Annotated in this window: 11 protein-coding genes and 5 pseudogenes; 6 read left to right on the top strand and 10 right to left on the bottom strand. The window is 66.2% G+C overall.

All coding sequences use genetic code 11. The features are described from left to right. Positions 1-86 precede the first annotated feature (86 nt). The 6 genes and pseudogenes from ACFFC4_RS21495 to ACFFC4_RS21470 form a co-directional block, all read right to left on the bottom strand. Positions 87-338, bottom strand: a pseudogene (locus ACFFC4_RS21495) (cobalt transporter); the annotation flags it as partial. A 111-nt stretch (positions 339-449) separates the two neighbouring features. Next, on the bottom strand, positions 450-1,136 hold the full coding sequence (locus tag ACFFC4_RS21490) for a L,D-transpeptidase (RefSeq protein ID WP_375504680.1): 687 nt from the start codon (positions 1,134-1,136) through the stop codon (positions 450-452). Between the two features lie 235 nt (positions 1,137-1,371). Then, positions 1,372-1,893: a Fur family transcriptional regulator gene (locus tag ACFFC4_RS21485; RefSeq protein ID WP_375504678.1), complete on the bottom strand. Its 522-nt coding sequence runs from the start codon at positions 1,891-1,893 to the stop codon at positions 1,372-1,374. 134 nt (positions 1,894-2,027) lie between these two features. Next, the gene (locus tag ACFFC4_RS21480) at positions 2,028-2,156 is read right to left on the bottom strand and encodes a zinc transporter permease (RefSeq protein WP_375504684.1); all 129 of its coding nucleotides are present in this window, start codon (positions 2,154-2,156) and stop codon (positions 2,028-2,030) included. Then, positions 2,153-2,491, bottom strand: coding sequence for an ArsR/SmtB family transcription factor (locus ACFFC4_RS21475; RefSeq protein WP_375504676.1), 339 nt, complete (start codon positions 2,489-2,491; stop codon positions 2,153-2,155). The genes ACFFC4_RS21480 and ACFFC4_RS21475 overlap by 4 nt, the downstream gene beginning before the upstream one ends. A gap of 295 nt (positions 2,492-2,786) precedes the next feature. Continuing rightward, positions 2,787-3,201, bottom strand: a pseudogene (locus tag ACFFC4_RS21470) (transcriptional regulator); the annotation flags it as partial. Here ACFFC4_RS21470 and ACFFC4_RS21465 point away from each other — a divergent pair. Beyond that, positions 3,172-3,810, top strand: a pseudogene (locus ACFFC4_RS21465) (SDR family NAD(P)-dependent oxidoreductase). The pseudogenes ACFFC4_RS21470 and ACFFC4_RS21465 overlap by 30 nt on opposite strands. 71 nt (positions 3,811-3,881) lie before the next feature. Here the strand turns inward: ACFFC4_RS21465 and ACFFC4_RS21460 are convergent. Further along, complete coding sequence (locus ACFFC4_RS21460) at positions 3,882-4,310, bottom strand: Rrf2 family transcriptional regulator (RefSeq protein WP_375504674.1); 429 nt, start codon at positions 4,308-4,310, stop codon at positions 3,882-3,884. Positions 4,311-4,392: 82 nt separating this feature from the next. On the opposite strand from ACFFC4_RS21460, the gene ACFFC4_RS21455 reads away from it, so the two are divergent. Both ACFFC4_RS21455 and ACFFC4_RS21450 read left to right on the top strand, forming a co-directional pair. Beyond that, on the top strand, positions 4,393-5,256 hold the full coding sequence (locus tag ACFFC4_RS21455; protein ID WP_375504672.1) for an NAD(P)H-binding protein: 864 nt from the start codon (positions 4,393-4,395) through the stop codon (positions 5,254-5,256). 55 nt (positions 5,257-5,311) lie between these two features. Next, on the top strand, positions 5,312-6,607 hold the full coding sequence (locus ACFFC4_RS21450; protein ID WP_375504670.1) for a multidrug effflux MFS transporter: 1,296 nt from the start codon (positions 5,312-5,314) through the stop codon (positions 6,605-6,607). Between the two features lie 90 nt (positions 6,608-6,697). Here ACFFC4_RS21450 and ACFFC4_RS21445 read toward each other — a convergent pair. Then, a pseudogene (locus ACFFC4_RS21445) lies at positions 6,698-7,540 on the bottom strand (helix-turn-helix transcriptional regulator). A 108-nt stretch (positions 7,541-7,648) separates the two neighbouring features. Between ACFFC4_RS21445 and ACFFC4_RS21440 the strand changes: the two are divergent. Both ACFFC4_RS21440 and ACFFC4_RS21435 read left to right on the top strand, forming a co-directional pair. Then, positions 7,649-8,167 carry an SRPBCC family protein gene (locus tag ACFFC4_RS21440; RefSeq protein WP_375504668.1) on the top strand — a complete coding sequence of 173 codons (519 nt, stop codon included), beginning with the start codon at positions 7,649-7,651 and terminating at the stop codon, positions 8,165-8,167. A gap of 58 nt (positions 8,168-8,225) precedes the next feature. Beyond that, positions 8,226-8,309, top strand: a pseudogene (locus tag ACFFC4_RS21435) (SDR family oxidoreductase); the annotation flags it as partial. 579 nt (positions 8,310-8,888) lie between these two features. Here ACFFC4_RS21435 and ACFFC4_RS21430 read toward each other — a convergent pair. Beyond that, positions 8,889-9,578, bottom strand: coding sequence for a response regulator (locus ACFFC4_RS21430; RefSeq protein WP_375504666.1), 690 nt, complete (start codon positions 9,576-9,578; stop codon positions 8,889-8,891). Then, complete coding sequence (locus ACFFC4_RS21425; RefSeq protein WP_375504682.1) at positions 9,575-10,813, bottom strand: sensor histidine kinase; 1,239 nt, start codon at positions 10,811-10,813, stop codon at positions 9,575-9,577. The genes ACFFC4_RS21430 and ACFFC4_RS21425 overlap by 4 nt, the downstream gene beginning before the upstream one ends. A 111-nt stretch (positions 10,814-10,924) precedes the next feature. Between ACFFC4_RS21425 and ACFFC4_RS21420 the strand changes: the two genes are divergently transcribed. Further along, entirely contained in the window at positions 10,925-11,533 is a 609-nt protein-coding gene (locus ACFFC4_RS21420) for a DUF6518 family protein (protein WP_375504664.1), read from the top strand. Positions 11,534-11,727: the final 194 nt, after the last annotated feature.

Here is an 11,727-nt window from a genome sequence, read left to right as displayed (position 1 = left end):
TACACCCCGGCTCATCACCCCTTCGACGAGACCAAGCATCCACGCACCTCGAATATGTCCTCCTGCCAGTTGGAGTCCGGCGACAAGGCGACGGCGACGGCTGAGCTGACCTCGATGACTGAGTCGATGCCGAAGCCGATCAAGGCGGTCGAGGACGCGACGGCGCCGGCGGCGATTGCGACGACAGCGTCTGCGACGTGGTAGCTGATCGTGACAGCGACGAGCAGCCGGATGCGGCGGGTGAGCGCGGCGGGGTTGTCGGCCGCTGCGGGGAGGCAACGGACAGGGTGCTCATCAGCAGCAGTCCTGCGTGCCGTCGCTGGAACAGGCGGGTCGATGGCCAGCACCACGCCGAGTAGATCGGTAAGCGCGTGATACAAGATCCGCTGTATTCACCTTAGGCTGTACTAGCTTCGATTCGGCGGCGCCGTACTACCTCGAGGACTCTGTTAGCTCTCGATTGTCACGACGGTGCTGCCGACTGCGGCCCAGTGGTAGATCCAGGTCATCGTCGCGGTTGGCACGTGCACGCAGCCGTGCGAGCCCTGGGTGGGCCAGTTCTTCGATCCGAAGGCCATGGTCTGCCATGGCGCGTCGTGCAGGCCGAAGTCTCCGTTGAACGGCACCCAGTAGTGCACGTAGTCCTTGTAGCCGGGGCCGACGAGGTAGCGGTCGCGCTGCTTGGCCTGCACCCGCCACGATCCCAGCGGGGTCTGGTCGTTGTCGACGGTGGCGCCGGTGGTGACCGGGGTGTCGCTGACCTGCCGGCCGCCTTGGCACGCCCACAGATGTTGCTTGCTTATGCTCACCAACACGAGCCGGCGGTAGGTGTTCGTCGCGCACGACACCCCGTCGTCGCCGAGATTGATGACCACGGGGGCCGGGGTCGACCCGGCGTCGAAGCCGGCGTCGCCGGCGGTGAGGCCCTCGACCTGAACGCCGGCTGGGCGGGTCGAGGGTGTGGTCGGTAGGTCCCTGGGCACATCGGAACGCGCCGGCGACGCTATTTCGTGTCCAGCGGCGGACCAGGGGGAATCCTTCGCCGCAGCGCTTCGTGGGTCGTGCTGGAGAAGGGCGGCAATGGTGACCACGCTGAGGATGGGCAGCGCGTAGGCGCGCCACCCGTAACGCTGCACAAACCCCGCCCATCGTTCGCGGTAAGCGCGGCTTCGGGGGGCGGAGCGGTGCGCGCTCATTGCGCCGTCCGAAGAGAAACCATCGATCTCAGCGTGACACAGGGCCACGTTTGACCCCAAATCGCCACGCCCGCCGCGCCGAGGGTGCCAACGTGGGGTTGGATCCCTTCAGCAACCCGTCGTCGCCCGGACGGTTGCGACCAGTCCCGCCCGCAGTGAGGGTGGCTGTGCCCAGCTACGGGCGAGGTTTGCGTTTCCTGCTGCGAGTCGTCGCGGGTGAGTGCTGCGGGCACAGGCCGAACAATTCGACGGTGTGCGTGATGTCGGTGTAGCCGGCGGCGGTAGCGACTCGCTCAGCCCAGGCCTCGACTTCGGGGCCGGAGACTTCGACGCTGCGTCCGCAGACGCGGCAGACCACGTGATGGTGGTGCTCGTCGGGATTCTCGGAGTCGCGGGGTCCGCACAACCGGTACTGCGCTTCTCCGTCCGCAGTGTGCACGACGTCGGCGCGGTCGGTGTCGGCGAGCAGCGTGAGGTGGCGGTAGACGGTGGTCAGCCCGATTCGTTCGCCGGCGGCGCGGAATTCGGTGAACAGCTCGTGCGCGGTGCGGAATCCGTCCGCTGCGCCCAGCGCGGTCTCGATTGCCCGGGCCTGCTTGGTGCTGCGCTGCCGACCCCCACTCTGGGTCGTCGCGGGCGCCGGTTCGGGTCGGGGCGCCCGGGCGGTCGTTGCTCGCGGTGCCCTACCTGAACTCATGTCCTCGCCTCCTGATCGATGTCGACGCCCCTTCGCGGCAGTTCCACGACCCGGGCGGCCAGAGGGCCACGATGCTCCTCCCGCAGCCGGGGCGTCCGAGACGGCCTGCTGTCGACTCAGTGCCCGTCGACGGCTCAGTACTTGTCGACGTGGCGGTGGTGAGCGGCATGGCGGTGCCCGTCGTGGACGTAGTCGACGTGATCGGCGTGCGGGACGGCGACGTGACCGCGGCCGGTGTGCTCGGTGTGGGTGGCGGTAGTCATGTGTTGGTTCCTGTCGTTGGGTCTCGGATTCGGTCGTGTGGGTGTGCCGCCGTGCGTTCGGCGGTGTGCCGAATGGCGTCGGCGACGATGCGGGCGACGTGTTCGTCGACGAGCTCGTAGACCCGTTCGCGGCCTTCGGTCGTGGCATGCACCAGCCGACCGGCGCGCAGGATGCGCAGGTGCTGGGACACCAGAGGTTGCGAGTGTCCGACGGCGACGGTCAGGGCGTTGACCGTCGCCGGGCCCGCGGCCAGCGTCGTGATGATTGCCAACCGGATGGGCGCCGACAGCACTTTCAGCAGCTCGCCGGCTGCCTCGTACTGTTCATCGGACACAGCTGTGAAAACTAACACATAGCAATATGTGCATGCAATAACAAATGAGGACAGAGGCGCTTCATTGAAAGTGATACCCCAACATCCCTTTTATGGCCTCCGCGACCTGATCAACTCGGTCTTGTAGAGGTCGATCACGGGCTCGGCCAACTCGTCATAGGACGACCCGATGGCCCGGTCGAGGGCTTGATTCGGCGACGTCAAGATGCTCGCTGACGGCGACGGACAGGTACTGGACTCCGTGTCGCAGTGGCTTCCTCTGTCGCGGTGTACAGGACGAGGGTCAGGTCACCGTTGGGAGTTTGTCGCGGTGGAGCTGCGTTTTCCGACGACGGGATGGTTCACGCTGGTCGTGCCGCCCGCGAGTGGGCGGACGTCGTGACGGGCCCAGAGCGCACGGGACCGTGGGCTGGCCAAAGCTAACTCGCCGACGAGCTCGACGATGCGCGCATCATCGGTGCTCTCGTCAGCGGACATGCGGAACGCTCCGATGAATTCTGATGTTGCCTACTCCCAATCAGCGTAGAACTCACGTTCCTCAGGGTCGAGGAGCAGGGAACGTAACCGGTTTTCGCCCGGTCGCAACCGAGGAGAGAGAGCAACCGCGAGTGGGTTGGATGCGAGCACGTCGAACGCTCGGCCTCGATGAACGCCGGCACCTCAACCGCAGCGAGGAGGTGGTGCAGCCAGGCGGGCACGTGCTCGGGTCGCGTGCAAGCGCGTCAGGAATCGGGCTAGGACTCGCTCGCCAATTCGTTGCTGCCGGCAGCACGGTCATTGTCGGCGGCCGGAACCCTGAGCCGCAGGACGGACTCGAAACCGTCCGGATTGACGTCACAGGTCTGGACTCAATCGTGCGCGCGATGAAGTGCTCGATGCGTACCCCGACCTCGACGACATCGTGACGGTGTCTGGTGTCATGCTCATCGAAGACCCGCGCGGCCCGGCGCACATCGCCGCGAGTGAGAAGACGATCGCCACGAATCTGCTCGGCACCATCCGCGTCGTCCACGCCTTCATTCCGCACCTCATGGCCCGTGGGCCGGGAACCATCCTCACGGTGAGCTCGGGAATCGGCTTCCTGCCGTTCCCACTCATGCCTACCTACGGCGCATCGAAAGCGGGCGTGCACGCCTACACCGAATCACTCAGGGCACAGCTGGCGGGGACGGGCGTCGAGGTCGCCGAATTGGGAGCCGACCGCCCACGAAATCCTCGTCAGGGCTGTCCTCATGCACCGCTGGGCCGAGCGGGACGGTACATATGCCGAACTGGTGTACCGGCGATCACAGTCGCTCAACACACTGCCGAATCGCTGAGGACACGCCAACAAGCGCCAAATCAGCGACCCGTGCAGCAGACGGTCGACGAGCCGTTGCCGCTTCACGTTTCAGCCTTTTGGCAGGCTATGAAGCAGGATGTCGTGAACCGTGAACCGTTCGAGTTCGTCTGCGACCGCGCGCGTGACCGCGTCGTCGAGCGCGGCCAACGAGTGTTGGACGCTACGGCCGACCTCACACGAGGGATTGGGTCCGTGCAGGCCGAGTAGGGGGTCGGTGCCCTGCAGCAGGCGCCAGACCTGGGCGAGCGTGATGTCCCCGGCGTCTGCGGCTAACTCCCAGCCGCCGTGCTTTCCGGCCCGAGACCGTACCAGCCCGGCCTCGCGCAGCGGGCCCAGCACTCGGCGCACATAGACCGGGTTGACGTTGGTGCTCTGCGAGAGTTCGTCGGAACTCGCTGTCCGGCCTTGGCCTTCGCCCGCCAGGTAGGTGAGCACGTGCACAGCGACGGCAAACTGCGTGTTCCTCGATGTCGCCATGACTCCATGTTGTCATACTGTAGCCGTCACAGCTACAGTCAGCTTATTCGCAATCGTGACAAGTGCAATTGGAGAACCAGAGATGACGATCGCTATCACCGGCGCTTCCGGCCCCCTCGGACGCGCCACCGCCGAGTTGGTGATGCAGGTGGTCGACCCGCGCGAGGTCGTTCTCACCACCAGGCACCCCGAGCTGCTGGCCGACCTCGCAGCCCGTGGCGCTGAGGTGAGACGAGTCGACTTCACTGACCCGAACACTCTCGGAGGCGCTTTCGTCCGGGTCGATCGGTTGTTGCTGATCTCCACGGACGCTGTCGGTTCCCGATTGGACGCGCAGCGGGCCGCGATCGCGGCGGCGGCAAATGCGGGTGTCCAGCACATCGCGTACACCTCGGTGCCGGAACCGGTCTCGGAGAATCCCGCCCAGGTGGTCGCCGATCACGCCGGCACGGAGCAGGCGCTGCGCGACAGCAACGTGCACTGGACGGTGTTGCGCAACAACCTCTACGCCCATATGCAGATACCCGGAATCGAGCACGCCATCGCTGCGGGCCAGCTTGTGACCAACAGCGGATTTGGTGCCACTGCCTACGTAACCCGTGAGGACTGCGCGGCGGCCGCTGCGGCGGTGCTGACCCAGGACGGTCACGAGGGCGTCATCTACGACGTCACCGGACCTGAGGCATTGAGTGGCGCGGATCTGGCCGCTGCCGCGCGGGAGTTCGGCGGACGTCACGTCGAGTTCGTCAGCGTCGACGATGAGGCGTTCACCGCAGGCCTTCGCAAGGCCGGGTTATCCGAGCAGGTCGCGGCGCTGATCGCGTCCTTCGGTGCGTCGATCCGTGACGGCTACCTCGGCAATGTCAGCACCGCGGTCGCCGATCTGACCGGGCGCCAGCCGACCGCGCTGGCGGACGTTCTTCGGGCAACGCGGACGTCCTCATAGCTCCGTGTGACGCCACACCGCCCCCCACCCCGCTTGACTGAAAGAAGTCGGAACGATGACCCAACCAACCGCCGAAGCCGAAACGGACGGATCCCACGCGCGCGGCATATCTGTGCTCCTTATTCTCGGAGCGCTGGTTGCGCTCGGGCCGCTATCGACCGACGCCTATGTGCCCGGTCTGCCTCGCTTGGCCGACGACCTGAGCAGCTCGGCGTCCATGGCTCAGCTGACGGTGACGACCTGTTTGATCGGTTTGGCCGTCGGTCAGCTGCTGGCAGGACCGATGAGCGACGCGCTGGGACGACGCCGGCCATTGCTTATCGGAGTTGCCGTGTACGCGGTCGCGGGGTTTGCGTGTGCTCTCGCGCCGAACATTTGGCTGCTCATTCTGTTCCGCGGCGTGCAAGGCGTTGGCGGCGCGTTCGCTCTCGTCATCGCCTACGCCTGCGTTCGTGACCGCTACACCGGGAACGCGGCGGCCCGCTACTTCTCGCTGTTGCTGCTCGTCACCGGCCTCGCACCGATCCTGGCCCCCCTCGTAGGCGCGCAGATCCTGAGCCTCTCCGGGTGGCGCGCGATCTTCGTCGCGTTGGCGGCCCTGAGCGGCGCGGTGCTCATCGCCTGCGTCGGCTGGCTGCCGGAGAGTCTGCCTCGCCAGTCACGGCAGAGCGGCGGACTGCGAGCGACCGGAGAAGTGTACGTCCGCCTGCTGAAAGATCGAAGTCTCGTGGGTTACGCGCTCACCAACGCGTTCGTGTTCTCGGCCATGTTCGCCTACATCTCCGGGTCCCCCTTCGTTCTCGAGGACCTGCACGGTCTGTCGCCGCGCCAGTACAGCATCGTGTTCGCGGTCAACGCGCTCGGACTGGTTGCTGCGGCTCAGGCCAGCGGCAGACTCGTACGCCACGTTGAGGCACGACTCTTGCTGAGTGTCGGCGCAATCGGCTCGGCCGTAGGCGGTGTCGCCCTGTTCGTATTCGTCACAGCCGGAGCCGGACTGTGGCCGCTACTCGCCGGGTTCTTCGTCGTGGTTACCAGCGTGGGCCTGGTGCTGCCGAACGCGGCTGCGTTGAGCCTGGAACACCACGGCGCCAACGCCGGCGCTGCTGCTGCACTGCTCGGCTTCAGCCAGTATCTGTTCGGTGGCCTGGCTGCACCGTTGGTGGGTATCCACGCCTCGAACGGAGCGTTGCCAACAGCCGTCGTCATCGCCTTACTCGGAGTTGCCGCGACCATCACACTCGCGACGCTGGAGCGCCCCGCTGGCACACCCACCCCGAACGCCAGCGATGACGCCGGCGACGATCCAGGTGCTGACCTTCCGACCTTCGAATCATCACCCGCGATGTAGGACTGCCTGTACTTTGAAAAGGTCACTCACGCTGGTTGGTGCGCGACACATGACTGTCGGGACGCCGCACCGCCGAGTTGCTCGACGACGTCACGGTGCGAGGGTCTGGATGCCGGTGACGCGGAGCAGTTCGAGCTTGTCGGCGTCAGGGCTGCCAGGGCGTGCGGTGTAGACGACGATGCGCAGATCGGAGCCCGCTGCGGTGAGGATGTCGCAGTCGACGGTGACGGGGCCCACGGTCGGCGACCGGATGGTCTTGCGCTCCGAGGCCTGCGGGGCCACGGTGTAGCGGGCCCAGAGTTGGGTGAACCGGTCGCTAGTCGCTCGGAGGTCAGTGATCATGCTGGCCAATCCACGATCGTCGGGGTACCGGCCGGCGGCGCCGTGTAGGTCGGAGACCATGCTCCGTGCGAAGTGGTCGTTCTCGAGATCGCTGCCGAGCACCGCGGATAGGTCGTCGTGGAAGAGGCGCCAGGTTAAGTTGGCTGGTCGTCCGGTCCATTGTTCCCATTCGCCGAAGAGGGCCTGCCAGAGGGGATTCGCGAGAAGCAGATCCCAGCTGGCTGTGTACACGCTGACCGGGTATCGGCCAGCCGGTCGATGATGCGCTGTATCCCAGGTCCGACGTGACGGGGCACGGTGCCGGCCGCGGGCGGAGCCGCGCCGGCGAGGACGTAGAGCAGGTCGCGCTCGCCCTCGCTCAGTCGTAGGGCCCGGGCCAGGGCGGTTAGCACTTGGGAGGAGGGGTTGGTGGCTCGCCCTTGCTCGAGTCGGACCAGATAGTTGACCGACACGCAGGCCAGCGCGGGCGAGGTCTTCCCGGCGCAGTCCCGGCGCGCGGCGCCGGGCGCCGATGGGCAGGCCTACCTCTGCTGGGCTGGTGCGGTCGCGCCAGTTCCGCAGCGCGGTCGCGAGTTGGGTGCTCGGCGTCATAAGTCCATCATGCAGCGCTGCACGGTGGGTGGGTGTTACTGCTGTTCCCTGGATAGCCCTGCCGCGGCGGGCGAGGGTGAAGGCATGACACTCCCGAAGAGAGACCAAGTGTGGCGCCCGCTGGTGGGCGCCGATGACCGGACGGTGCCGGTGACCGTGCAGACGCGGACAACCCTCAGCCCGGGCCGGGCGTCTGACATCATCGTGCCGATTGATCTGTCGCTGGTGTTCACCGGCTGGGGGCCGTTTCCCGGTGTGCGGGGCGCGAACAATCAGACCGGGCCGTGGGATCGGATCGGCGCGTCGCGCAATCCGGATCTGTCCGATGGCTCCACCGCGACGGAGACCCTCACCGAATACACGCCGGGGCACAGCTTCGCCTATGAGCTGGCCGCGTTCACCGGAGTGCTGCGGCGCCTCATCGAAGGCATCCGCGGGGAGTGGACGTTCACGCCCGACGGCGAAGGCACGCTGATCCGCTGGTGCTATGAGTTCAAGCCGCTGCGGCACCGCTACGCCCTGGTCCACCTGGCCTTGGCCCCGCTGTGGCGGCGCTACATGGTGGCCGGGGTCCAGCTGGCCGCCGCGGCCGCCGAGAACCTCGCTACCCAGGCAACCCATACCTGAGCAGCGGCAGCTCCACCTCTCTCAGATAGGACATCACAGGAGTTCGAGCACGATCGGGACCATCGCCTTCCTGGCTTCCGATGACGCCGCCTTCATCACCGGACAGACAATCGCCGTTGACGGCGGGCTGGTTCGGCTCTGATCGCCGTCGTGGCTGACGTCCCTTCGACCTACAGACCGTCCGGACCCCGACCTACCTGAACAACGACCAGGGCCGCGATGCGCTGCGCCCGAAAAGTCACCGCCCGCTTGCCGACCTGACCACCCGTTAGCTGAGGGTCGTCCGCGACGCAGCGAGGTTGAGCCCCAGGCCGACCAGTGAGATTCCCCCGAAATCGTGAAGGTTCGTTATGCCGCTGCCGGTTGGCCTGTTCCGCGAACAGGGCGCCGGACACTTCGTCAATCTGGCTTCGACCGCCGTCTACTCACGAGCCCCAACCAGGCGGTCTACTCCGGAACGAAGCAGGCCGTCGCAGCCATCTCGGAGGGACTGCGCAAACTATCTCGAACCCGGACGTGAGAGCCCACCTCATGACCGCCCGGGACACCTTCGCGCTACCGCCGCGGTCGATCGCTCGGGCCATCGTCTTCGCGTCGAAGAAGCCTGCGACGTCGAGGTCGATGAGGTCGTCATCCGCCCGACGGTCCAGAGCGGACGGCAGGTGCGACACGACCTCGTTGATGTTGGCGCTGGGGGGAGTGCTGCGTTCGGAAGGTCAGGTCAGGTCAGGTCGGGTCGGGTCGGGTCGGGTCGGGTCAGGTCGTGTTCGTAGGCGTAGACGACGATTTGGACCCGGTCGCGTAGCGCGAGTTTGCGCAGGATGTTGCCGACGTGGGTCTTGATTGTTGACTCGCTCAGGAAGGTTTGTTGACTGATTTCGCTGTTACTCAGTCCTCTTGCGACCTGGTAGAGGATTTGGTGCTCTTTCTCGGTCAGGGTCAAGTACTGGGAAGTCGGTGCCGCGTGTATGTGTCGTCGGTCGAGCAAGGTGGTGAGTTCGCTCGGGGCGATCACGGCGTTGCCGGCATGAACGGTGCGGATGCATGCGGCGAGAAAGTCGGGGGTGGTGTCTTTGAGGAGGAAGCCGCTGGCGCCGAGCCGTATGGCGGTGGCGGCCTGGTCATCGAGGTTGAACGTGGTCAACACGATGACGCGGGTGGGTCGGTGTCGCCTGGCGACGCTGCTGGGAGCGAAAATCTGGCGGGTGGCCTCGACGCCGTCCATGACCGGCATTCTGATGTCCATCAACACCACATCTGGTTCGAGTTCTGCCACCTGCGTGACCGCTTCCTGCCCGTTCGCCGCTTGCGCGACGACGTCGAGATCGGATTGTGCAGACAGGGTCGCGGCCAGGCCTGAGCGGAACAGGGCTTGGTCGTCGGCAATCAGGATGCGGATCGGTGTCGTCACGGGCGAGCCTGGTTTTCGGCTAGCGGAACACGGGCTGTTGCGGTGAATGCATCAGAGTCCGTTCCGTCGGGTTGGGTTAGTACCAGCGTTCCGTTGACCTGCTCGAGGCGGGCGCGCATGCCATCGACGCCCATTCCGTCGGGCCTGGTCGTTCGCCGCTGGTCCGCGGCGGGGTTGCTGTGGTTTGTGACGCTCAGGGAGTAAGAGGTTGGCGCCCAGGTGTGGATGAGTCCGATGCGACTACCCGGCTGTCCGTGCTTGATGGCATTAGTGAGCATTTCCTGCAGGACCCGATACAGCATGGCTTGGGTCTCCAGAGCGAGTTCGATGGGCGTGCCCACGGTGCTTTCGTGGACATCGTGGCCCGCTACTCGTGAGCTGTTGATGAGGGCGTTCAGATCGGGGGTGCTCGTGGTGCGTTCACGGGTGTCTTGCAGTACCTGCCGTATCTCGCCCAAGGAACTGCGGGCCACCGCTGCAATGTTCTCCAGTGCCACCCGGACCAGGCTGTCCTGCTCACCCGCCTCGATCTGGGCCGCATCGGCCTGAGCGATGATCACAGCGAGAGAGTGGCCTACCAGGTCGTGGACGTCTCGGGCGAGCTCGACCTGCTCAGTTTGCAGGTGCTCTTTGAGTTCGGCCTCTGATGCCCGAGCTTGGGCGCGTTCTCGCTCTACGGCCGATCGGCGGTATCGGGCGTTGAACCGGCCCACGAGTCCGAGCGTCCAGGGGATGCCGAGACCCGCGGTACCGAGAAGGAAGGCGCTGGTCACGCCGACGCCGGTGTGGCGGAGCAGTGGAGCGGCGACGTCGATGGCCGATGGGAGCACCGTGCTGTGGGTGAAGACGTAATACTCAGTCAGCGCGGCACCCAGGGGCACGGACAGGCCCGCGAGCCAGACTGTGAGCCGGCGACCGTACCGCGCAGTGCCATAGGCCACCACGAGCACTCCGGCTTGCGCGCCGAGGACATCGCTGATGCTCAGCACTTGGATCGCCCCGGCTACCCAGAGCACCATCAGCGCCGCTGCCGGGGCGCGACGAAAAAGACCAACGCCCGCGGAGGTCAGGATCACGAGTACCGCTACCGCCACGCTTACCGATGAATGGGCGGCGGCGTTCCACAGCCCGAACCCGACCCAGGCCAGGGCAAGGGCAGCGTCGCGGAGATACCGCAGACCGCGGCGATCAGAAGGTTCTTGCCCGCACACAGAACTACAGCTACCACAGATCATCAGCGCCACGACGTCAGTGGGCGCGGCTGCCGCGGCGCCGGCACCCCAGGAGGACGCCCGCGGTACTTGCGGCGGATCCGAAGCGGTCTCGTCGGTGCCATGGTGGCAGTCATGAATCAAACGCCCATGCGGGCCCACCCGCCTCAGGCCGCTGCCGACCCGCCCGGACGCTGGTCATACCCGACCGCCCGGGTACTCATGACGGCGATCGCCGCTGGACTGCTGCTGGGGCCTTTGGATTTGCTCGCGCAAACGACGCTGCCCTATCCGTGGGCCAACCTGGCCAACTCCGGCGCCGTGTGGGCGCTCGCAGCGTTCATTCTGGGCGCAACGGTCCGGCCAGCCACTGCCAGCGCCGTAGCCGGACTCGTGCTGTTGCCGATCGCCGTCGAGAGCTACTACCTGGCAGGCGTCATCTTCCGCCACGACAGCACCGCTACGTTGTGGGACGGCGTTGCCGTGCTGTGGCTAGTCCTCGCGGTCATCGTCGGCCCGCTATTCGGGCGGGCCGGCGGTGCCGTGCGCAGCAGACGGGCCGCCATCCGGTTCGCCGCGGCAGCATTTGCGGGGGCAATCTTCCTGCTCGAGGCCCTGGTCCAGCTTGGCCGCTCACACACGGACGGCGGGTCGAATCACGCCGGGCAGACCGCCGTCATCGAGATGGCGCTTGCCGTCATGGTCCCGTTGGTCACGGTGGCTTTGACCCGAACCCGCCGTTAGGGCCACTTCCCGGCGGCCGTCGGTGGAGGAAGCTTGTAGCGCATATGCATCGCGCTTGTCAGCCGTGTCAGCAACCCGCAAAGCGTCCGGGGCCGTGAGTGCGAACGATCTCGGTCGAAATTCATCCCCGTATTGGACAGTCCGAGCACCATCCGGCCCCCGCTTTATGCTTTCGCAGCCGGCGGGAAGGCCCT

Source organism: uncultured Jatrophihabitans sp., from assembly GCF_964244045.1.
Taxonomy (GTDB): domain Bacteria; phylum Actinomycetota; class Actinomycetes; order Mycobacteriales; family Jatrophihabitantaceae; genus Jatrophihabitans.
This window is presented reverse-complemented; position numbering and strand designations above follow the sequence as displayed.